This window comes from Luteibacter sp. 9135 (assembly GCF_000745005.1).
GTDB lineage: Bacteria > Pseudomonadota > Gammaproteobacteria > Xanthomonadales > Rhodanobacteraceae > Luteibacter.
The window spans coordinates 79,942-100,749 of record NZ_JQNB01000001.1 but is presented as its reverse complement, the minus strand read 5'-3'; the positions used below and the strand labels follow the sequence as shown (position 1 = coordinate 100,749).

At 67.6% G+C, this 20,808-nt stretch carries 24 protein-coding genes; 18 read left to right on the top strand and 6 right to left on the bottom strand.

What is annotated here, in order from left to right:
• Nucleotides 1-26: 26 nt before the first annotated feature.
• Entirely contained in the window at nucleotides 27-1,178 is a 1,152-nt protein-coding gene (gene ftsY / locus FA89_RS00465; protein ID WP_036137084.1) for a signal recognition particle-docking protein FtsY, read from the bottom strand.
• A 64-nt stretch (nucleotides 1,179-1,242) separates the two neighbouring features.
• Between ftsY and rsmD the strand changes: the two genes are divergently transcribed.
• The 8 genes from rsmD (at nucleotide 1,243) to FA89_RS00425 (ending at nucleotide 7,340) form a co-directional block, all read left to right on the top strand.
• Nucleotides 1,243-1,812 carry a 16S rRNA (guanine(966)-N(2))-methyltransferase RsmD gene (rsmD, locus tag FA89_RS00460; RefSeq protein ID WP_036137083.1) on the top strand — a complete coding sequence of 190 codons (570 nt, stop codon included), beginning with the start codon at nucleotides 1,243-1,245 and terminating at the stop codon, nucleotides 1,810-1,812.
• 27 nt (nucleotides 1,813-1,839) lie between these two features.
• Nucleotides 1,840-2,343, top strand: a complete 504-nt coding sequence (gene coaD, locus FA89_RS00455; RefSeq protein ID WP_036137081.1) for a pantetheine-phosphate adenylyltransferase — start codon at nucleotides 1,840-1,842, stop codon at nucleotides 2,341-2,343.
• A 17-nt stretch (nucleotides 2,344-2,360) separates the two neighbouring features.
• Nucleotides 2,361-2,864: a hypothetical protein gene (locus FA89_RS00450; RefSeq protein ID WP_036137079.1), complete on the top strand. Its 504-nt coding sequence runs from the start codon at nucleotides 2,361-2,363 to the stop codon at nucleotides 2,862-2,864.
• 80 nt (nucleotides 2,865-2,944) lie between these two features.
• Complete coding sequence (locus tag FA89_RS00445; protein ID WP_036137077.1) at nucleotides 2,945-3,202, top strand: YfhL family 4Fe-4S dicluster ferredoxin; 258 nt, start codon at nucleotides 2,945-2,947, stop codon at nucleotides 3,200-3,202.
• 65 nt (nucleotides 3,203-3,267) lie between these two features.
• The gene (gene ggt, locus FA89_RS00440) at nucleotides 3,268-4,968 is read left to right on the top strand and encodes a gamma-glutamyltransferase (protein ID WP_036137075.1); all 1,701 of its coding nucleotides are present in this window, start codon (nucleotides 3,268-3,270) and stop codon (nucleotides 4,966-4,968) included.
• A gap of 8 nt (nucleotides 4,969-4,976) precedes the next feature.
• Nucleotides 4,977-5,873 (top strand): MBL fold metallo-hydrolase, encoded by an 897-nt coding sequence (locus FA89_RS00435; protein WP_051938428.1) that lies wholly within the window; start codon nucleotides 4,977-4,979, stop codon nucleotides 5,871-5,873.
• Entirely contained in the window at nucleotides 5,852-6,913 is a 1,062-nt protein-coding gene (locus FA89_RS00430; protein WP_240003831.1) for a TMEM43 family protein, read from the top strand. Before FA89_RS00435 ends, FA89_RS00430 begins: the two co-directional genes overlap by 22 nt.
• Before the next feature lie 16 nt (nucleotides 6,914-6,929).
• Nucleotides 6,930-7,340, top strand: a complete 411-nt coding sequence (locus FA89_RS00425; protein WP_036137061.1) for an MAPEG family protein — start codon at nucleotides 6,930-6,932, stop codon at nucleotides 7,338-7,340.
• An 8-nt stretch (nucleotides 7,341-7,348) separates the two neighbouring features.
• Here FA89_RS00425 and FA89_RS00420 read toward each other — a convergent pair whose 3' ends face one another.
• The 5 genes from FA89_RS00420 to FA89_RS00400 form a co-directional block, all read right to left on the bottom strand.
• Nucleotides 7,349-8,623: an EAL and HDOD domain-containing protein gene (locus tag FA89_RS00420; protein WP_051938427.1), complete on the bottom strand. Its 1,275-nt coding sequence runs from the start codon at nucleotides 8,621-8,623 to the stop codon at nucleotides 7,349-7,351.
• A gap of 52 nt (nucleotides 8,624-8,675) precedes the next feature.
• Complete coding sequence (locus FA89_RS00415; RefSeq protein WP_036137057.1) at nucleotides 8,676-9,119, bottom strand: flagella synthesis protein FlgN; 444 nt, start codon at nucleotides 9,117-9,119, stop codon at nucleotides 8,676-8,678.
• Entirely contained in the window at nucleotides 9,116-9,427 is a 312-nt protein-coding gene (gene flgM, locus FA89_RS00410; protein ID WP_036137055.1) for a flagellar biosynthesis anti-sigma factor FlgM, read from the bottom strand. The genes FA89_RS00415 and flgM overlap by 4 nt, the downstream gene beginning before the upstream one ends.
• A 101-nt stretch (nucleotides 9,428-9,528) precedes the next feature.
• Entirely contained in the window at nucleotides 9,529-10,230 is a 702-nt protein-coding gene (gene flgA / locus FA89_RS00405) for a flagellar basal body P-ring formation chaperone FlgA (protein WP_036137053.1), read from the bottom strand.
• Nucleotides 10,227-11,537 carry a methyl-accepting chemotaxis protein gene (locus tag FA89_RS00400; protein WP_036137050.1) on the bottom strand — a complete coding sequence of 437 codons (1,311 nt, stop codon included), beginning with the start codon at nucleotides 11,535-11,537 and terminating at the stop codon, nucleotides 10,227-10,229. The genes flgA and FA89_RS00400 overlap by 4 nt, the downstream gene beginning before the upstream one ends.
• A 995-nt stretch (nucleotides 11,538-12,532) precedes the next feature.
• Between FA89_RS00400 and FA89_RS00395 the strand changes: the two genes are divergently transcribed.
• The 10 genes from FA89_RS00395 (at nucleotide 12,533) to flgJ (ending at nucleotide 20,804) form a co-directional block, all read left to right on the top strand.
• Nucleotides 12,533-13,450 carry a chemotaxis protein gene (locus FA89_RS00395; RefSeq protein WP_036137047.1) on the top strand — a complete coding sequence of 306 codons (918 nt, stop codon included), beginning with the start codon at nucleotides 12,533-12,535 and terminating at the stop codon, nucleotides 13,448-13,450.
• A gap of 170 nt (nucleotides 13,451-13,620) precedes the next feature.
• Nucleotides 13,621-14,040 (top strand): flagellar basal body rod protein FlgB, encoded by a 420-nt coding sequence (gene flgB / locus FA89_RS00390; RefSeq protein ID WP_036137045.1) that lies wholly within the window; start codon nucleotides 13,621-13,623, stop codon nucleotides 14,038-14,040.
• A complete protein-coding gene (gene flgC, locus FA89_RS00385; protein ID WP_036137042.1) occupies nucleotides 14,037-14,450 on the top strand; it encodes a flagellar basal body rod protein FlgC in 414 nt (137 codons plus the stop codon). Before flgB ends, flgC begins: the two co-directional genes overlap by 4 nt.
• Before the next feature lie 11 nt (nucleotides 14,451-14,461).
• Nucleotides 14,462-15,133, top strand: coding sequence for a flagellar hook assembly protein FlgD (locus FA89_RS00380; protein WP_036137039.1), 672 nt, complete (start codon nucleotides 14,462-14,464; stop codon nucleotides 15,131-15,133).
• Nucleotides 15,134-15,154: 21 nt separating this feature from the next.
• Nucleotides 15,155-16,378 (top strand): flagellar hook protein FlgE, encoded by a 1,224-nt coding sequence (gene flgE, locus FA89_RS00375; RefSeq protein WP_036137037.1) that lies wholly within the window; start codon nucleotides 15,155-15,157, stop codon nucleotides 16,376-16,378.
• A 15-nt stretch (nucleotides 16,379-16,393) separates the two neighbouring features.
• Nucleotides 16,394-17,134, top strand: a complete 741-nt coding sequence (gene flgF, locus FA89_RS00370; RefSeq protein ID WP_036137034.1) for a flagellar basal-body rod protein FlgF — start codon at nucleotides 16,394-16,396, stop codon at nucleotides 17,132-17,134.
• Nucleotides 17,135-17,196: 62 nt separating this feature from the next.
• Complete coding sequence (flgG, locus tag FA89_RS00365; RefSeq protein WP_036137032.1) at nucleotides 17,197-17,982, top strand: flagellar basal-body rod protein FlgG; 786 nt, start codon at nucleotides 17,197-17,199, stop codon at nucleotides 17,980-17,982.
• Nucleotides 17,983-17,990: 8 nt separating this feature from the next.
• The gene (flgH, locus tag FA89_RS00360; RefSeq protein WP_051938426.1) at nucleotides 17,991-18,671 is read left to right on the top strand and encodes a flagellar basal body L-ring protein FlgH; all 681 of its coding nucleotides are present in this window, start codon (nucleotides 17,991-17,993) and stop codon (nucleotides 18,669-18,671) included.
• On the top strand, nucleotides 18,671-19,795 hold the full coding sequence (locus FA89_RS00355; RefSeq protein ID WP_081916289.1) for a flagellar basal body P-ring protein FlgI: 1,125 nt from the start codon (nucleotides 18,671-18,673) through the stop codon (nucleotides 19,793-19,795). The genes flgH and FA89_RS00355 overlap by 1 nt, the downstream gene beginning before the upstream one ends.
• Nucleotide 19,796: 1 nt before the next feature.
• Nucleotides 19,797-20,804, top strand: coding sequence for a flagellar assembly peptidoglycan hydrolase FlgJ (gene flgJ / locus FA89_RS00350; protein ID WP_036137030.1), 1,008 nt, complete (start codon nucleotides 19,797-19,799; stop codon nucleotides 20,802-20,804).
• The last annotated feature ends 4 nt before the right edge of the window (nucleotides 20,805-20,808 follow it).

The following is a 20,808-nucleotide window of genomic DNA, read 5'->3' as shown; positions in this document are numbered from 1 at the left end:
AGTCGACCTGTGTGCCATGCCTGTCATCAGCCGCCGAGGTTGGCCGGGAGCAGCCCGTCGACGAAGGCGGCCGCATCGAACACGCGCAGGTCGGTGGCGGTTTCGCCCAGGCCGACGTAGCGGATCGGCAGGCCGAACTCGCGGGCCAGCGCGAACATGACGCCGCCCTTGGCGGTGCCGTCCAGCTTGGTCACCACCAGGCCGGTGACGCCCGCCGTGTCGCGGAACTGGCGCAGCTGGCTGATCGCGTTCTGGCCTGTGGTGCCGTCGATCACCATCAGCACCTCGTGCGGCGCGGCGCCATCCAGTTTCTTCATCACGCGGACGATCTTGCCCAGCTCGTCCATCAGGCCGCCCTGCGTGTGCAGGCGCCCGGCGGTGTCGGCGATCAGCACCTGGGTGCCACGCGAGCGCGCCGCCTGCAGGGCGTCGAAGATGACACTGGCGGAGTCTGCATCCTGCCCCTGCGAAACCACGGGCACCTTGTTGCGGTCACCCCAGGTTTTCAGCTGCTCGACGGCAGCGGCGCGGAAGGTGTCGCCGGCGGCCAGCATCACGCCGCGGCCCTCGTCCACGTAGCGCCGCGCCAGCTTGCCGATGGTGGTGGTCTTGCCCACGCCGTTGATGCCGACGGTGAGGATCACGAAAGGCGTGTGGGTGGAGACGTCCAGCGGGCGCTCCACCGGCTTGAGCAGGGCGACCAGTTCATCGCGCAGGGCTTTCAGCATGACGCCCGCGTCGGCGAACTCGCGCTTGTGCATGCGCTTGCGCAGCCCTTCGACGAGTTGGGTGCTGGCGTCGACGCCCACGTCGGCGGTGATCAGGGCGGTTTCCAGCTCGTCGAGCAGGTCGTCGTCGAGCTTGGGGTGGCGCACGAACAGCGCGCCCAGGCTCTTGGCGAAGCCGCTGCCGGACAGGCGATCGCGCCAGCTACGCCTGGCGGCGGCTTCCGGCACGGGATCGGCCTCGCGCGCGGCTTCGACCACCACGGCCGGCTCGGCCTCGGGTTCTACCTCGGGGGCTTCCGGCTCGGGCGCGACGGTCTCGGCCAGCGCCTCGGCGACCAGGCTGCCCAGGTCGGTGGCGGCCGGATCGGCAGTGCGATCGACACGGTCGTCAGTGACCGGGGCGTCCGTCGGGGCGGGGTCGGCGGGCTTCTTTTTCCAGAACTTGAGCATTGCGCGAGGGATTCAAAGACAATGGGCGAATGCTAGCACTCCCGCCCACACTGGCCGCTGAGCGATGACCGCCACCGGCCGCATCCGCATCATCGGCGGAACCCTGCGCAACTCCCGCCTGGCCGTCCCCGAACTGCCGGGGCTGCGGCCTACCGCCGAGCGTGTGCGCGAAACCCTGTTCAACTGGCTGCAGCCGGTGCTTGCCGGGTCGCGCTGCCTGGATGCCTTCGCCGGTACGGGCGCGCTGGGCATCGAGGCCCTGTCGCGCGGCGCGGCGGCGGTGACCTTCGTCGAGCGCGACACGCGCCTGGCCGCGGCGCTGCGGGACAACCTGTCGCGTCTGAAGACGGCGGGGGCGGTGGTCGGCGACGACATCGCCCGCTGGCTGACGGGCCCGGCCACGCCGTTCGACGTGGTGTTCCTGGACCCCCCGTTCGCGCTGGCCGCCTGGGCGGATACGGCGGCCCTGCTGGAGGCCGGCGGCTGGCTGACCCCCACGGCGTGGATCTACGTCGAGACCCCGCGTGGGGCCTCCTTCACGTTGCCCGACACATGGCGTCCGCACCGCCAGGGCCATGCCGGTGAAGTCGCCTACGCCCTCTATCGCCGCGCCCCGGCCGATCCGTTAAGCTAGCCCGCGATTTCCCTGACCTTAGTGTCCATGACTCCTGCGCCGGCCAATCCGCGACTTGCCGTCTATCCCGGCACGTTCGACCCCATCACGAATGGTCACGCCGACCTGGTGTCGCGTGCTGCCCCGCTGTTCGACCGCATCGTGGTCGCGGTGGCGGAAAGCCGCAACAAGGGCCCGGGCTTCAGCCTGGGCGAGCGCATCGCCCTGGCGCGGCTGGCCCTGGCCGACCTGCCGAACGTGGAGGTGCGCGGTTTCGACTGCCTGCTGGCCCACTTCGTCACGGAAATCGGCGCGGGCGTGATCCTGCGCGGCCTGCGTGCCGTGTCCGACTTCGAATACGAATTCCAGCTGGCCAGCATGAACCGTCACCTGATTCCCCAGGCCGAGACGCTGTTCCTGACCCCGGCCGAGCAGTACAGCTTCATTTCCTCCTCGCTCGTGCGTGAAATCGGTCGCCTGGGTGGCGATATTTCCGGCTTCGTGCATCCGGCGGTGCAGCAGGCCATGCGCCAGCGCTGGCGCAACTCTTGAAACCAAAGGTGATCATCATGCGTAAGTTCGTCCTCGCCGCGTCCGTGGCCCTGACCGCCGCCCTGGCTCTTTCCGCCTGCAACAAGTCGGAAGACACCGACCAGGCAGCCACGCAGCAGGAAGCCGCCGTCGCCAAGCCGTCCAACCCGACCGATACCAAGGCCTGGAGCCAGTACTTCGGCCAGATCGTGCGCAAGAACATGGAAGGCATGACCGCCGACCGTCCGTTCCCGTACTTCGTGCCGGCCGGTGACGACCAGAACGGCCAGGACGGCCGCGCCCGCCAGCTCGAGAACGTGCAGGGCACCGTGGCCCGTGGTGTCACCCCGGGCAACATGCTCGTGTTCGGCGGCCCGGAGTCGACCAAGACCGCCGACCTGATCGTCGAGGCGTTCAAGGGCGCCAATGCGGGCTCGTTCAAGAACGTCATCGTGCTGTTCATCGGCGACCAGGCCGACCAGCAGCGCGTGACCGACGCCCTGACCCCGACCGGCGCCACCGTCCGCTTCGTGCAGATGTAAACGGCCCGGTCTAGCGGTACGTGATGAAGAAGGCGCCGCACCCGCGGCGCCTTCTTCCGTTATGGGAGTAAAATGCCGCCATGTCCCTGATCATCCTCGACACCTGCGTCAACTGCGACGTCTGCGAGCCTGTGTGCCCCAACAAGGCCATCTCCCTGGGCGAGCAGTACTACGTGATCGACCCGGACCTCTGCACCGAGTGCGTCGGCCACTTCGATAACCCGCAGTGCGTGGAGGTGTGCCCGGTGGAGTGCATTCCCCACGACCCGGATCGTGTGGAAACCGAAGACCAGCTGCGGCTGAAATACGAACACCTGATGGCCCGGGCTGCTTCCTGAGACCCGCCAGGGTGCCATGCGGTACCCTCGTGGGCAGAGAATTTTCCTGTCCGGAGACAACATCCATGGTCCATGCTCCGTCATGGCGCGTGCTCGTCGCGAGCCTCGTCCTGGTCCTTGGTGCCGGTGCGTCCGCCGCCAAGGACACCGCCAAGGCCTCGCGCGGCCCCGGCCACGCGGCTATCGCCAGCGCCAATTTCCTCGCCACCAACGCCGGCTTCGAAGTGTTGGGCAAGGGCGGCAACGCCTTCGACGCCGCCGTGGCGGTCTCGGCCACGCTGGCCGTGGTGGAGCAGCAGAGCTCCGGCATCGGCGGCGGCTTCATGGCGCTGCTGCATCGCGCATCGGACAACCGCGACGTGTTCATCGATGCGCGCGAGGCCGCGCCCCAAGCCGTGGACATGAAGGCCTACGTCGGCAGCGACGGCAAGCCCAACCGCGACACCTCCACCAATGGCCCGCTGTCGTCCGGCATTCCCGGCGAGCCGGCCGGCCTGGTCTGGATGGCCGAACACTACGGCAAGCTGCCGTTGTCCACGTCGCTGGCGCCAGCCATCCGCATCGCGCGGGAAGGCTTCCAGCCGGATGCGCGCTTCCTCGGTGCCATCGAGGGTCGCCAGGCGGTGCTGTCGCGTTACCCATCGTCCGCCGCCATCTACCTGCCGGGTGGCGCGGTGCCGTCGCCGGGTTGGACATTGCGCCAGCCCGACCTCGCCAACACGCTCGAGCGCCTTGCCGCCAAGGGGCATGACGGCTTCTACAAGGGCGAGACAGCGAAGCTGCTGGTCTCGTCATCGCGTGCCGCGGGCGGCAACTGGACAGCGGCCGACCTGGATGCCTACAAGGTCAAGGAGCGCCAGCCGCTCACGGTGAACTACAAGGGGTTTCGCATCGTCACGGCGCCGCCGCCGTCCTCCGGTGGCGTGGCCATCGCCGAGGTGCTGAACATCCTTTCCGGCTTCGACCTGACCAGGCTCGACATGGCGCACGCCACGCACCTCACCATCGAGGCCATGCGCCGGGCGTTCCGCGATCACAACGAGTACCTGGGCGATCCGGACTTCGTGAAGATGCCGCTCGACATGCTGCTGTCGCCGTACTACGCCGACGGCCTGCGCGCGACGATCTCTCCCGACAAGGCCACGCCCTCCGACCTGCTGCCCACCTCCATGGCGCCGGAGCCGGGCATGCACACCACGCATTTCTCGGTGATCGATGCCGACGGCAACATGGTGGCCTCCACGCTCACGGTCAATCTCGAGTTCGGCTCGGCCTTCGTCGCCGCGGGCACCGGTGTGGTGCTCAACGACGAGATGGACGATTTCGCGCTGGTGCCGGGACAGCCAAACGCGTTCGGCCTGCGCGGCGCACTGGCCAATGCACCCGCCCCCGGCAAGCGCATGCTCTCGTCGATGTCGCCCAGCTTCGTGTTCGGCGCGGACCGCACGGCGGTCATCGGCTCGCCCGGCGGCTCCACCATCATCACCCAGGTGCTGGAAGGCATCCTGGCTTTCGTCGACGGCAAGAGCGCGTCCGAGATTGCCGCGCAAAAGCGCTATCACCACCAGTACCTGCCCGATCGCGTGGACGTGGAAGCCGGCGTGTTCGACGATGCCACCACGAAGACACTGACCGACATGGGCCACGTGCTGAAGAACCGCTCGCCGTGGGGATTCATGAACGTGGTGACCTGGGACCACCGCACCGGCAAGCTCGAGGCCGCCAGCGATCCGCGGCGTCCGTCCGGCCTGGGCAAGGTGCAATAGGAGCACGCATGAAGCTGTGGTCGCTGATGGGTAATTCGCAGAAGCTGGACGGCGGTGCCATGTTCGGCAACGCCCCTCGCGCGCTGTGGTCGCGCTGGGCCGAGCCCGACGAGCACAACCGCATTCGCCTGGCCTGCCGCTGCCTGCTCGCGGCCGGGCTGGATGGCCGCAACGTGTTGTTCGAGACGGGTATCGGCGCGTTTTTCGAGCCCGCCATGCGTGAGCGTTACGGCGTGATGGAAGACCGGCACGTGCTGCTGGAGTCGTTAGCCGAGGCCGGCTTCCGCCACGAGGACATCGACGTGGTGGTGCTGTCGCATCTGCACTTCGATCATGCCGGCGGGCTGCTGGCGCCCTGGGCGGATGGCGAGCCGGCACGGCTGCTGTTTCCCAACGCGCGCTTCCTTGTCGGTGCCGCGCACTGGGCCCGCGCGACCGATCCGCATCCGCGCGATCGTGCCTCGTTCATTCCGGACATCGTGCGGTTACTCGACGAGAGCGGCCGGCTCGAGCTGGTCGAGCCGGGTGTCGCGACCTCGCTGGGCGAGGCCGTGCGCTTCGAGTTTTCCGAAGGACACACGCCGGGACTGATGCTGGCTGAAGTGGGCGGCATGGTCTTCTGCGCCGACCTGATTCCGGGCACGGCGTGGGTGCATGTGCCGGTGACCATGGGCTACGACCGCTGGCCCGAAAAACTGATCGATGAGAAGAAGGCTTTTCTCGACGACAAGATCGCGCGGGGGGTGAAACTGTTTTTCACTCACGACGAACACTGCGCCGCAGCCACGCCTGTAAAAGACGATAAAGGCCGCTACCTCGCGGCCGATATGCTGGAGAGACTTGCCGGCGTCGATAGCAAGGCGGGTGCCATACGGGAATCGGGATGCGGTCCAGACACACGATGAAACACACCGGCCTGGCCTGGGCGTCACGGCTGGCCGGTGCGGCGTTGCTCCTGGTAGGGCTGGGTCTGATCGCCTGGAACGAACGGCGCGTCATGGATTACGGCACCGCGGTCGCCCGCCACGGCGGCGCGGCTGTGCTCGACCTGGGCGCGAACGGGCGACCCTCCGCGGGGCAATACGGCTCGCTGACGCGGGTCAGCGGTGTCCCGAAGATCATCGATGCGCCGCGCGATGCGGACTTCAACGTACGTGTCGAGTCCACCGTGCTCGTGCGCCATGTGGAGATGTACCAGTGGCGTGAGATCACCGTCGGTGGGGTCACGCACTACGAGGTGGACTGGGTCGATCGCCCGATCGATGCATCGGCGTTCGCCAAGCCGGCGGGGCACGTCAACCCGGGCGCCTTCCCGATCCAGGGGCGTCAGTTCGAGGCGGGCGAGGTCAGGCTCGGTCATTTCCGGCTGTCCACGCCCATCCTCCGGGCGTTCCCCGGTCGCGTCGATGTCGCGCCGGACGAGAAGAAGCTGCCGGCCAACTTCGCCGCCACCTTCCAGCGCGCCGGCGATGCGCTGGTCACCAGCGCCAGACCGGATAACCCGCGCCTGGGCGACCTGCGCATCTCTTGGGAAGCCGTGCCCGTGCAATCGATGACCGTGCTGGCCCGCATCGATGGCGACACCCTGGTACCCGGCACGCCGGTGAGGGAAGGGGATGCCGGGTTCGACGTGCAGGTGGGCGTCCGCAGCCTGCTCGACGTCATGCCCGTGCTCCCGCAGGCGCCAGGCGGCGTGACCTGGGTGCGCCTGGCCGCTTTCCTCGCCGCCTCGCTGGGCGCGCTGCTGCTTGCCTGCACCAGTCGCCTGCGCCGCGACGTGCTTTTCGCCGCCGGTACCGGGGCCGTTATCGTCGCGTCCGTGGCCGGTGTGATGTGGATGGCTGGCGACGCGATGGCTGCCAGCGTATGGTTGCTCGTCGCCGTACTGGGGGCGGGGCTGGCCATCTGGCGTGTGCAGCAACGAACCTCACCGGTATCGAACTGACCTGGGAAGACAAGGCATGCGTATCACGGGATTGTATGCGGCGCTGGTTGCGCTGCTGATGATGGGACTCGCCATTCGGGTGATACGGCTGCGCCGGCGCACCAGCATCGGGCTGGGCGATGGTGGCAACCGCGCCGTGGCGTGTGCGGCGCGTGCCCATGGCAACGCCGCCGAGTACGTGCCCCTGGCACTGATCCTGCTGCTGGTGCTGGAGCTCAACCAGACCCTGCCGATGCTGTTGCACGTGTTCGGCATCGTGCTGGTGGTTGCCCGCGTGCTGCATGCGATCGGGCTCTCGCAGACCCCGGGCGTCTCGGCGGGGCGTGCTATCGGTGCGGGGCTGACCCTGCTGGTGATTTTCGCCATGGCGGCGATGCTGATCTGGCAGTACGTGGTGATCCACCTGATCGCGCCGGCGACACTCTGAGCCGGCGATCAGGCCTCGGCGGTGGCGGAGCCGTCCGCGAACGCGTAGACGTGATCCGCCCAGCTGGTCGCCTCGACATACATGGTGGCCATGGCGGCCACGTGCTGCTCGCGTAGCGCGTCTTCGCTCTCCACCTCGCCCTGTTCCCAGTGGCGGACCTGGTCGAGGATGGTGGCGAAGGGCCCGGTGCCGTCAAGCAGCGCCTCGCGGATCTCGATGGCCAGGGGCAGGTGCTCCAGCACATAGGCCATCGACGCGTTCATCAGCGTATCCAGCAACGAGAACAGGCCGGCGGTGAAGGCCATCTCCTGCAGCTCGGGCTTGATGCTGCGGGCCAGTTTCTCGCACATGTGCGCGCGCACCAGGGCCAGCCGCAGCAGCTCGGGCGGACGCTCGTCCATGCCCGAGACGGCCATGGTGAAGATCCAGTTGCGCATACGGTTGACGCCGAAGAACACGGCGGCCTGTTCCACGGATTTCAGCTGGCGGGGCAGGGCGAAGTAGGCGGAGTTGACGCAGCCCAGCAGCTTGTAGCTGAGGATGGCATCGTCGCGGACGATCTTGCCCAGTTCGACGGGGCCGTTTTCCGGGTCTTGCAGGGCGCCCATCAGGCGCAGCACGCCCAGCTTGCTGGGCGTCAGCCGCGGCATGTCCACCCGCTCGGGGCGAAGCAGGTACTTGCCCTGGAAACCATCGACGTCCTGTTCGGCGTAGTCGACGAAGTTCTCGTGGGTGTCGATGCCGGTGAGGATGACCTTGACGCCGAACGCATGGACGTAATCCATGTGCGCCCGTGCGGCCACGGGATGCCGGTGGTCCACCGCGATCTTGGCGAACTGGACGATACGCAGCAGGGCATCCACGCCGGCACGGTGTTCCGGATCGGCGGGGAGGTTGAAATCTTCGAGCATGAACAGGCAGCCGTGGCTTTTCAGCTCACGCAGCTTGGTCAGCAGGGCTTCGTCGCTGCCGACATCGGCGCCGATACTGGCACCCAGGCGCGCGTTGTGACGCAGGATGTCGGCGTGCTCGAGAAGCAGCGAGCGCGACATGTGCAGGAAGGCGCGGTTGTCGCGCACCAGGCGCTTGAGGCTGCCGTCGGCGATGGCGCTCAGCGTCGCCTGCGTATGCGCGATGGCGGCCGTCTCGATGTCGGTGCCGGCCGGCCGCGGGAAGATCAGCTCGTACGCGAACAGCGACTGCTTCTTGTCCAGAACGGGGACGCGGACGATGGGCAGGATGCCGTCGTCGTTCACCGCTATCGGCTGGGGGGATGCTGCCATGACTGTCTCTTACGCCGTGTGGTGAACCTGCGGTATCGCGTGTGCCGTGGTGTCAGGCCTGCGCCAGCATCCCGGAACGGAGCCTTACTTTCGTCGCGCCGGTGGGGCCGTAGGTGGAGCCGCCCGGCGCATCGCCCGCCAGCAGGGCAAGAGCCTGCCGTACATGGGCCATGCGTTGCGCCACGATGCGGCCGTTGACGTCGTTGAGCCGACGGCATTCGAGCAGGCGCTCGATGGTCGGCGACCAGCGGGCGTCGTGCAGGCTGTCGACGCCGGCGGCGTCGCTGATCTGACGGCGCTCGACGTCGAGTTTTTCGATGTGGTCCAGCAGGCGGCTCTTGGTCCGTCCGGCGACTTCCAGCGCGGGCATGTTTGCCTGATCGAGCGCCATGCGCTCGTCGATCAGGCTGGCGTGCAGCGCATCGACGTCACGGGCGAGGTCGCCCATGACGGCGCCTAGCGCCACGTCGAAGTCGGAGGCGGACGTCGGGCTCATGCGCTGCCGGCGCCTCCGATCTGGCCTTCCATCGCAAGAAACTTGCTGGCGATGGCCTGGGCGTCGGGCTTGTAGCTGCCCTCGGCGAGGCGCGAGCGGATCTCGTCGACGCGCTTGGCGTCGATGCCGTCGCCGCGGCTGGCGGCATCCAGCGCCTTGGCCGAGTCCGTGATCCTGACGCTGTCGCCGCTCGGACGAGCCGGGCTGGCGTTCTGCGTCGGGGCGGCCGAACCCGTGGCGGCGTTCTGGGTGCGGAGCTGCACCGGCGGCTGCTGGTTAGGAATACCTGGCTTGATGGTCGTGGTCATGGTTTTTCCTCGGATCTGTTGTCCCTCAAGATCCTTATCGGCGGTCCCTCGGAGAACTTTAACTGGCGCGGGTCGGAAATGTGACGCGGTCGGGCTTTTGCTCAGGGTAGCACCGCGACCAGGCCCGGGCCCCGCACCACGGCATCCAGCACCTTGCCCGACGAGGCGTTGCGCACCTTAAGCCGCGAGCCGGTATCCCCGGCTCCCATGGCCACGCCTTCGGCACGGATGACCACACCTTCGACGCTGGCCTCCATGCTGACGGCGTCGCCGATGCGTACGGCCTGGCGGCCGGCCAGCATGCCCGGCGTCAGTACGGTGCCGGCATTGATCGGGCGGGCCAGCGACCGTCCGCCGGCCTGCTCCAGGTCGGCGACGTAGCCGTAGGCCAGTGTGGCGACGTCGCGTTCTTCCGTATGGACATCGGTGGCGCCCAGGCCGTCGCCGCGGGCCAGCGGGTGGCTGCTGACGAGTACGGGGGCGAAGAGCTTGACCATCACGGGCACGCGCACCGTCCAGCCACCCGGCACCGGGCAGCGTACGGTAACGCTGACGCGCGCGTTCAGCGGGCGATTGCCGGGCAGGGAGGCATCCAGGGGCGACGGACAGTCGGCCAGGCGCAGCCGGCTGTCCAGCGGCGCCGCCTCCAGCACCATACGGGTGCCGGGCAGCGCGCGATGGGTTTGCAGCCAGGTCACCGCAGCCTGGCTCACCGCGTCGATCGGCTGCGCCGCCGCCGCGGCGAGCGGCCAGCCGCACAGTGTCGCCAGGGCGATCCCGCAAGGCAGGGCGCGACGGATCACGCAGCGCGCTCCGCGAGGGCGGCGGACAGGCCCTGGATCACGGTGTCCAGTTCCTTGTTGAGGCCGGCGACCATGTGGCTGGCGTCGGCATGGCGTCCTTCGCCCAGCGTGATGGCGAACTGCGAGGCCATCGAGGTGAAGCGCTCGCCAGCGCCGCGGATCCCGTCGATCGATACATCCGGGCGGCGCACACGGAGCTGGTCGATGCAGCGCATCAGCGGCGTGGTATCCAGCCAGCGGCGATCGAGGCCGGCCGGGTCGCGCGACGCCAGTTCCACCGCATAGCGGAGGCCCTGGCAGGCTTCGCGGATCATCTGGCTGAGACCGGCGGCGTCGAGGGCCCCGTCGGTCTCGAGGCGGGCAAGGCTGAGGCGATGCGCCAGCACGGCGGCACGCGCACCGGCATCGGCCTGGCGACGGGCCTCGTTGCCGATGCGGCCCAGCGACGTCTGCGACGTCTGGATGGCAGCGACACGAGTGTTCAGTGCGCCCATGCCCTCGCGAGCGGCATCGAGGCTGCCCTGCGCACCGCGCACGGCGGCGTCCACGCGCCCCAGCGAGGCCTGCATCCCGGCGATACCGGATTGGGTCTGGTCCAGCCGGCGCAGGCTGTTCTGCACGGCGTCGTCCAACTGGCCGGAGAACTCGCCGACGGTCTGCGTGACCTGGTCGATCTCGGCGGTGGCCTGCGTGGTCTTCTCGGCCAGCTGCTTCACCTCGTCGGCCACGACGGCAAAGCCGCGGCCGGCTTCACCGGCACGCGCCGCTTCGATGGCGGCGTTGAGGGCCACGAGGTTGGTCTGGTGGGCGATGTCCTGCACCGCGGCGGTCAGCTTGCGGATCGCCGTGAAGTATTCGGAGAACTGGGCGTGATTGCGGCTCATGCCCGACAGGGCGCTGCGCAGCAGGCGCAGCTGGCCGTCGAGGTCGCCCGCGGTGGCCTGGCCCTGGTTGCCCGACTCGGCCATGCCCGCGACGCTGCCGTGCGCGTGGTCGATCGCCGTCGAAATCCTGGCGCTGGCCTCCGTCAATCGACCGGCGGTGTCGCGTGCGCCCTCGAGGTTGCCCACCAGGTCCTGCAAACTGACGCCTAGCGCCTGCGCGTTGGTCAGCACCATGCCCTGCTGCTCGATCGCCTGGATGGTGGTGGCCGGCGGCGTTCGCGGCACCTCGGCAGGCCTGAGCAAGGCGCCGAGCGCGCTGGCGGCCGCCGGGTACTGGGCGGAGAGGGCGCTGACTCGTGCGGCGTCGCCCGTGGCGGCGGCGTTGGCGAGGAGGCGTACGTGCTGGCTCCAGAGGAGGGTCATGATTTCGCTTTCGCTTGGTCGGATGGTCGCCCCTAGTAATCGTCCAGGAGCCGTCGTTCTTGAGCCAAGCAATCCGCGTGCCATGTTGGGTCGGGGCAAGAGCCGGCGGGTGCCACCCTCGTGGCCACGCCTGCGGCGACCCGTCAATGAAGGGCCGCGTACGCGGCCGTTTATCGATTGCCCTTCGGGCCGGGTCGGGCTTCGAACGGGGGTTTTCGACTCGACATCCTGTCTCGCGAAAACGGCCGGCCGTCCTGGCCGACCCCGCTTCGCGGCCTTTTCCGTTCGAATCCCTCGCCTGCGGCTACCGGCCACGAGGGTGGCACCCGCCGGCTCTTTCGACGACTGAGGTTGCGTGTGGGAAAAGCTAAGAGCTGGGTTTCGCTTCGTGGGTGGGAACGCTCGCTTGCCTGCTTTGCATGGCACCGGTCGCCTTAGGTACGTCGAGGGTTCGCGCACGTGCGTGCGCTCCTACCCCCCCAGACGGCGGATAACGCGTTGGATATGCCACAACCTGTCCTATCCCTGGGGTAGGAACCCACGATGTGGGCGAAAAGCCAACAAAGCGACGACGCCATACCCCGCACCTCTGCGACCGCTCGCGTCACAACCCACCTCAGTCTTGGAAAGAGCCGGCGGGTAGCCCCCTCGGTGCCGGTAGCCGCAGGCGAGGGATTCGCACAGATCAGGCCCGAAGGGGGCCGGCCAGGACGGCCGGCCGTTTTCGCGAGACGGGATGTCGAGTCGAGAACCCCTGTGCGAAGCCCGACCCGGGCCCGAAGGGCCATAAGGATACGGCCGCGCCAGCGGCCCTTCCTTAGCGGGTCGCCGTAGGCGTGGCACCGAGGGGGCTACCCGCCGGCTCTTGCTCCGAAGCCAGCATGCTCTTGCTCCAAGACACCAAGACTCTCGCTCCGAGCCCCCCTCAGGCTCAAGCAAACCGCCCCGCCGCCGATACGCTCCGCGACACCCCCTTTCGCAAGCCCAGGCACGACATGGCCCGCCCGCTGCTCGACACCGTCGAAACCTTCACCCGCCTGGCCGGACACAATCGCGTGGCCATGCTGCTGTTCCGCCTGGGCGACCGCCAGGCGTTCGGCATCAACGTGTTCAAGGTGCGCGAGGTACTGCGCCGCCCGCGGCTGGAGCGCATGCCCAGCATGCACGAGTTGGTCTCGGGCAGCTTCGATTATCGCGGCCAGACCATTCCGGTGGTCGACCTGGCCGCGGCCATGGGCTACCCGCCGCTGGCCGACGTCGCCAGCGCGCACCTCATCGTCACGGAGTTCAACCGGTCCGTGCAGGGTTTCCTCGTTTCCGACGTGGATCGCATCGTCCATATCGACGGCTCGAACATGGCCGCCCCGCCGCCGGCCCTGGGCTACGGAGCGCGGGTGAACGCCGTGACCCGCCTCGACGGCGACCTGCTTGCCGTGGTCGATGTGGAACAGGTGCTGGCCAGCGTGGACCCCCGCGCCGTGGAGCTCTCGGAGCGCGTCCAGCAGGCCGCCCACGTACAGAAGGTCGGCAGCCGCCGCGTGCTGGTGGTGGACGATTCCCTGGTCGCCCGCACCCAGATCGTCGACCTGTTCCGCAAGATGGACCTGGAGTGCGTGGTGGCGAAGGACGGCAAGGAGGGCCTGGAGAAACTGCGCGAGCTGGCGGCGGGCCCGGCGGCCGATCGTGTCGCGCTGGTCGTGTCGGACATCGAGATGCCGCTCATGGACGGCTACGCGCTCACCCGCGCCATCCGCGAGGAACCGGGACTGCGCCATTACAAGGTCCTGCTGCACAGCTCGCTCAGCGGCGTATTCAACGAGGCGATGGTCGAGCGCGTGGGTGCCGACCGCTTCATCGCCAAGTTCCAGCCGGACGTGCTGGCCACGGCGGTGCTGGAACTGCTCCCGGCCTGACGTTGGCCTGACACGGAGGCTGCCGCGCCGCGTCGGAATTCCGGCGCAGCGCCGGGTCGCTCCCCTGCATCACCCCGAAAACGGCGCTACGGCGCCGTTTTTCGTGAAGCCTGCCGCGTGGCACGCGTCTTGCTCAACCCCTCGGGCCAGGATCACCGAGGGGAAAGCCCATGATCGACTCATCCGACAAGCTGTTCGGCGTACACGCCCAGGCCCTTGGCCTGTGGCAGCGCCGTGCCGAGGTCATTTCCTCCAACCTCGCCAACGCCGACACGCCGGGCTTCCTCGCTCGCGACCTCGACTTCAAGAAGGCCATGACCGCCGCCACGGGTGCCACCGACGGCACCACGCTGCCGATGACGGCGACCGAGTCCGGCCACATCGGCGGCAACCCCGCCGTGGCGCTGGGCGAAGCCAACAAGATGGCCTATCGCGCCGAGACGCAGCCGTCCATGGACGGCAACACCGTCGACACCCAGGTCGAGCAGGCGCAGTTCGCCGCCAACGCCATCCATTACCAGGCGTCGCTCAGCTTCATCAACGCGCAGATCCACACCATGCGCCTCGCCATCACCGGGACCGCCTCATGAGCCTGCTGAAGATCTTCGATGTGGCCGGCTCGGGCATGGCCGCCCAGTCCGCCCGGCTCAATACCACCGCCAGCAACATGGCCAACGCCGACAGCCTGTCGGGCAGCGAGGCCACCGCGTACCGCGCGAAGCAGCCCACGTTTGCCGCCGTGCAGCAGCAGGTGGACGGGCAGACGGAAAACGGCGGCGTGCGCACGCTCGGCGTCACCGAAAGCCAGGCCCCCGTGCAGTCGCGCTACGAGCCGGCCAATCCGCTCGCGGATGCCAACGGCTATGTCTATTCGAGCAACGTCAACCCGGTCGACGAGCTGGTCAACATGATCTCCGCGTCGCGCTCCTACCAGAACAACGTCGAAGTCATGAACAGCGCCAAGCAGCTCATGCAGAAGACGCTGGACCTCGGCAAATAAGGCTCCTACCCATGGTCGACTCCGTTACCGGTTCCACCTCCACGTCGTCGTCCGCGACCACGCCTACCTCCGCCGCGTCCTCGTCCAGCCAGCTGAAGGAACAGACCCTCAACCAGTCCGACTTCCTGAAGCTGATGGTCACCCAGATGACCAACCAGGACCCGACCAAGCCGATGGACTCCACGCAGATGGTCGCGCAGATGGCGCAGTTCTCGCAGGTGGCGGCCACGCAGCAGCTGCAGGGCTCGTTCGATTCGCTGTCCACCAACCTCACCGGCGACCAGTTCGTGCGTGCGGCGTCGCTGGTCGGCAAGGATGCGCTGGTGCCCTCCACGGCGGCCAAGCTCGAGGGCAGCGCCATGAGCGGCGCGGTCAACGTGGGCAGCTCCGGCACCTACGTCAATGTCCAGATCAAGGACGCCTCCGGCAACGTGGTGCGCAACATCCCGATGGGCCAGCCGGATGCCGGCCTGCAGACCTTCGCCTGGGACGGCAAATCCGACGACGGCACGCAGCTGGCCGACGGCGTGTACCAGATGTCCGCCACTTCCGGCGGCACCGCGATCAATACCTTCGTTCGCGGAAAGGTGGAAGGCGTCGGCGCTTCGGGCACCGACGGTACCTACGTGCAGGTGGCCGGCTACGGCGGTGCCCTGCTCAGCCAGATCGCACAAATCCTGTAACTCCAGCAAGGAATACCCACCATGCCTTTCGATATCGCCCTCAGCGGCATCAACGCGGCGTCTTCCGACCTGGAAGTCACCGCGAACAACATCGCCAACGTCAACACCGTCGGCTACAAGGGCTCGCGCGCCGAGTTCTCGCAGGTCTACTCGGTGGCCGGTGAAAACCTCTCCGCCACCGCCGCCGGCAGCGGCGTGCGCCTGACCAACATCGCCCAGCAGTTCGGCGACGGCAACGTCACCCAGACCGGCAACTCGTACGATTTCGCCCTGAGCGGCGCGGGTTTCTTCACGCTGCGCGACGCCTCGGGTTACTCGTACTCGCGCGCGGGCAACTTCCATCCGGACGACAACGGCAACATCGTCAACGCCACCGGCCAGAACCTGCAGGTGTACCCGCCCACCGCCACCGGCGGCTTCGACATCAGCGCCCTGAAGGACCTGAAGATCACCACGGGCACCAGCGCGGCCAAGGCCAGCGGCACCGTGGGCCTGACCGCCAACCTGTCCTCGTCGGACACGGTCAAGACCGCCGCCTTCGATCCCACGAACGACCAGAGCTACAACTACGTGTCGACCTTCCAGTCGTACGACTCGCTGGGCGCGACGCATACCACCAACGTCTACTACGTCAAGGATGCGGCCACGCCCAACTCGTGGAACGCCTATATGACCCTGGACGGCACCCAGGTCGGTACCGCGCAGCCGCTGACCTTCAGCTCGGGCGGTTCGCTGACCACCCCGGCAAACGGCAAGCTGAACTTCGGTGCGGCCACGCCCAACGCCGGCGCGGCGCCGATCAACCTGTCGGTCGACATGACCAAGGTCACCCAGTTCGGCAGCTCGTATTCCACCTCGGCGATCACGAATGACGGCTTTGCCGCCGGCAAGTTCTCCAAGATCGACGTTTCCAAGGACGGTACGGTCTCGGCGGTCTACACCAACGGTGTGTCCACGCCGATGGGCCAGCTGGCCATCGCCACGTTCGCCAACAACCAGGGCCTGCGCCAGCAGAACGACACCAACTGGGTGGCCTCGGTCGATTCCGGCCAGCCGATCCGCGGCGTAGCGGGTTCCGGTGACGTGGGCTCGGTGCAGGCCGGCTCGCTCGAGGCGTCCAACACGGCCGACCTCACCGCCCAGCTGGTCAACATGATCAAGGCGCAGCGCAACTACCAGGCCAACGCCCAGGTCATCTCGACCGACAACACGTTGACCCAGACCATCATCAACATCCGCAACTAAGCGGGGGCCTAAGCCATGGATCGTTCCGTCTATGTCGCCATGACCGGGGCCTCGCAGATCATGCGGGCCCAGGCCGAAGTGGCGCACAACCTGGCCAATGCCAACACGGCCGGCTTCAAGGCCGAGCTGTCGGCGTTCCAGAGCATGCCCGTGAAGGGCGACGGCCTGCAGACGCGGATCAACGGCGTCGCCCAGGGCACGGGCTGGGACACCACGGCCGGTCAGCAGATGCACACCGGCAACGACCTCGACATCTCGGTGCAGGGCGACGGCTGGATCGCCGTGCAGACCCCGGACGGCACCGAAGGCTACACGCGGGCGGGCAACCTCCGCGTGGACGCCGACGGATTGTTGACGGACATGCGCGGCAATGCCGTCCTCGGCGGCGGCGGCCCGATCACCATCCCGCAGTCCACCAGCGTGAAGATCGGCTCGGATGGCACGATTTCCGTCGTGCCGCTGGGTGAAAGCCCGGCCACGGTGGCTACCACGGACCGGATCAAGCTGGTCAATCCGGGCAACGACCAGCTGACCTATGCCAGCGACGGCCTGATGCACATGAAAGACGGCTCCCAGGCGCCGGCCGACGCCAACGTCAAGGTGGTCAACGGCACCCTGGAATCCAGCAACGTCAACCCCTCCGACGTGCTGGTGAAGATGATTTCCCTGTCCCGCGAATTCGAAATGCAGGTCCGATCGATCAAGACGGCGGACGAAAACGCCCAGTCGGCATCGAAATTGCTACAGGTGGGTTAACCCCCACCAGGCGACGCAAAACCGTCGCCGGTATGTAGAGCGCCAACGCGCAGGAGTCAACGATGTTCACGTCCCTCTGGATCGCCAAGACCGGCCTCGACGCTCAGCAGACGAAGATGGACGTCGTCTCCAACAACCTGGCCAACACCAACACCACGGGCTTCAAGCGCGCCCGCGCCGAGTTCGAAGATCTGTCCTACCAGAACCGTGGCCAGGCCGGCGCCCAGACCACCGAGCAGACGCAGTCGCCCACGGGCTTCATGATCGGCACCGGTGTGCGCGTGGTGGGCACCCAGAAGATGTTCGAGCAGGGCGGCGTGCAGCAGACCGACAACCCGCTGGACGTGCGCATCGATGGCCGCGGCTTCCTCCAGGTGACCTTGCCCGACGGCACGGTCGGGTATACCCGTGACGGCTCGCTCAAGCGCGACCAGGACGGCCAGATGGTCACCAACGACGGTTACCCGCTGGAGCCGTCCATCACCATTCCGGCCAACGCCTCCACCGTGACCATCGGCACCGACGGCACCGTGAGCGTCACCGTGCAGGGCTCCGCCGCCGCGCAGAACATCGGCACGATCCAGCTGGCCGACTTCGTCAACCCCGCCGGCCTCCAGCCCAAGGGCGACAACCTCTACGTGGAAACCGCGTCCAGCGGTGCGCCGCAGACCGGCACCGCCGGCCTCAATGGGCTGGGCACGCTCAACCAGAACAGTCTCGAAACCTCGAACGTCAACGTCGTCGAGGAGATGGTGAACATGATCGAGACACAGCGCGCCTACGAGATGAATTCGAAGGCGATCACCGCATCCGATCAGATGCTCCAGACCATCACGAACAAGACCTGAGACACGTCATGAATCGCACCTTCGCCCGTGTTTTCTCCGCCGCGCTGCCGCTGGCCCTCCTGGGTGGCTGCGCCATCGTGCCGCCCACGCCGCGGCCGATGTACGCCGCCACGCTGCCGGAAGACCCGACCGCGCAGCCGCGCGCCACGGGCTCGATCTATGCCGACCAGCAGTCGATGGAACTGTTCGCCGACCCGCGTGCGCATCGCATCGGCGACATCCTGACCATCACGCTGGTGGAATCCACCCAGGCCAGCAAGAAGGCCAAGACCAACACCAGCAAGAAGAACGGCAACACCATCACCTCGCCCACCCTGCTGGGCCAGGGCCTGCGCATCGGCGGCAACAGCGCCGACAGCTCGCTCGCCAGCAACAACGCCTTCACCGGCGACGGTTCCAGCGAGCAGAGCAACCAGCTCACCGGCGAGATCACCGTCACCGTGGCGCAGCGCTTGTCCAACGGCGCGCTGGTGGTGCGTGGTGAGAAATGGCTGACGATCAACCAGGGTGAGGAACTGGTCCGCATCTCCGGCATCGTGCGCCCGCAGGACATCGGCAACGACAACATCGTCGCCTCCAGCCGCGTGGCCGACGCCCGCATCGAATACGTGGGCAAGGGCACGCTGGCGGATTCGAACACGCGCGGCTGGCTGTCGCGGTTCTTCGATTCCAAGTGGATGCCGTTCTGATGAAAGCCGTGCCGCGCTTTCTCACCTTCGTGCGCAGCGCCGCCATCGTGCTGGCGCTCGGCGCCGTGCTGCCCGCCCACGCCGATCGCATCCGCGACCTGGTGCAGGTGGGCGGCGTGCGCAGCAACCAGCTGATCGGCTACGGCCTGGTGGTGGGCCTGGACGGCAGCGGCGACCAGACCAGCCAGGCGCCCTTTACCACGCAAAGCCTGGAAAACATGCTCCAGCAGTTCGGCGTCAACGTGCCGGCCAACGTACGCCCGCAGCTGAAGAACGCCGCGGCGGTCACCATCACGGCCGACCTGCCGCCGTTCGCCAAGCCGGGCCAGCGTATCGACGTCACCGTGGCCTCCATCGCCAACGCCAAGAGCATCCGTGGCGGCCAGCTGCTGATGTCGCCGCTCAAGGGCGCCGACGGTCAGGTCTATGCCATCGCGCAGGGCAGTGTCATCGTCGGTGGTGTCAGTGCCCAGGGCAAAAGCGGCTCCAGCGTCCAGGTCAACATCTCCTCCAGCGGTCGCATTCCGGGTGGCGCCAGCATCGAGCGCAGCGTGGCCTCGTCCTTCGACAAGGGCGGCGACCTCATGCTCAACCTCAACACGGCCGACTTCACCACCGCGGCGCGCATCGCCCAGGCGGTCAACCAGAACTTCGGCGCCGGCACGGCCAACGCCATGGATTCCGGCTCCGTCGCGGTGCGCGCGCCGATCGATCCCTCGCAGCGCGTGGCCTGGTTGTCCACCATCCAGTCCCTGGAAGTGACCCCGGGCGACGCGCCGGCACGGATCATCATCAACTCGCGCACCGGCACGGTGGTAATCGGTTCCGACGTGAAGGTGGGTGCCGCAGCCGTGGCCCACGGCTCCATCCAGGTGACCATCAGCGAACAGCCTCAGGTCAGCCAGCCGGGCGCGTTCAGCCGCGGCCAGACGGCCGTGGTGCCGAGCAGCCAGGTGGCCGTCAGCGAAGACGGCGGGCACATGTTCAAGTTCGGCCCGGGCACCAGCCTCGACGCCATCGTGCGGGCCGTCAACCAGGTCGGCGCATCGCCGAGCGACCTCATTTCCATCCTGCAGGCGCTGAAAGAATCCGGCGCCCTGCACGCTGAATTGGTGGTGATCTGACATGGTAAACGCGGCCGACAACCTGAAGCTTGGCACCTACACGGATATGTCCGGGTTCGCGGGCCTGCGTTCGGCCGCGCAGAAGGACCAGGCGTCGGCGTTGCCGGTCGTCGCCAAGCAGTTCGAATCGATCTTCACCCAGATGATGCTGAAGTCCATGCGCGACGCCAGTTCGGCGATGGGCGACGACATCATGGGCTCGCAGGCGGGCAGCGCCTACCGCGACATGTTCGACAAGCAGCTGTCGGTCACCCTGTCCCAGGGCAAGGGCATCGGCATCGCCGACATGCTGATCCGTCAGCTCGGCGGCGCGCAGTCGGCCCAGGGTGGCTCCAGCGACAACACGCTGTTCGCGGGTGTCACGGGCGTGGCCAGCACGGCTGACGCCGTGTCGTCCAAGTCCGATCAGGACAGCGGGTTGATGAACTCCCTGGAGCGCATCCTGGGCAGCGCCGGCAAGGCGGTGGGTGACGGCGCCAGCGCCGTGGCCAGCGCGGTCGGCAAGCTGACCATCGGCTCGCCGGAGGAATTCGTGCAGAAGCTGGCGCCGCATGCCATCGAGGCGGCGAAGAAGCTCGGGGTGTCGGTACGCGCGCTGCTGGCCCAGGCGGCGCTGGAAACCGGCTGGGGCAAGCACATGCCCGCGCAGGGCAGCACCACCAGCTTCAACATGTTCGGTATCAAGGCCGGCAGCAGCTGGGACGGCAAGCGCGTCAACGTGCCCACCCTCGAATACGAAAACGGTGTGGCCGTGCGCAAGAAGGACAGCTTCCGCGCCTATGACTCACCGTCGGATTCGTTCAAGGACTACGCCGATATGGTCGCGAACAGCCCACGCTATGCGGACGCGGTGGGCCGGGGTGACGACGTCAAAGGGTTCGCCAAGGCGCTGGTCGACGGCGGTTACGCCACCGATCCCAGCTACGCCCAGAAGCTTGCCGCCATCGCCAACGGGCCGGTGATGAAGCAGGCACTGGCCGCCCTCGAACATATCGCCGCCGAACTGTAAGGAA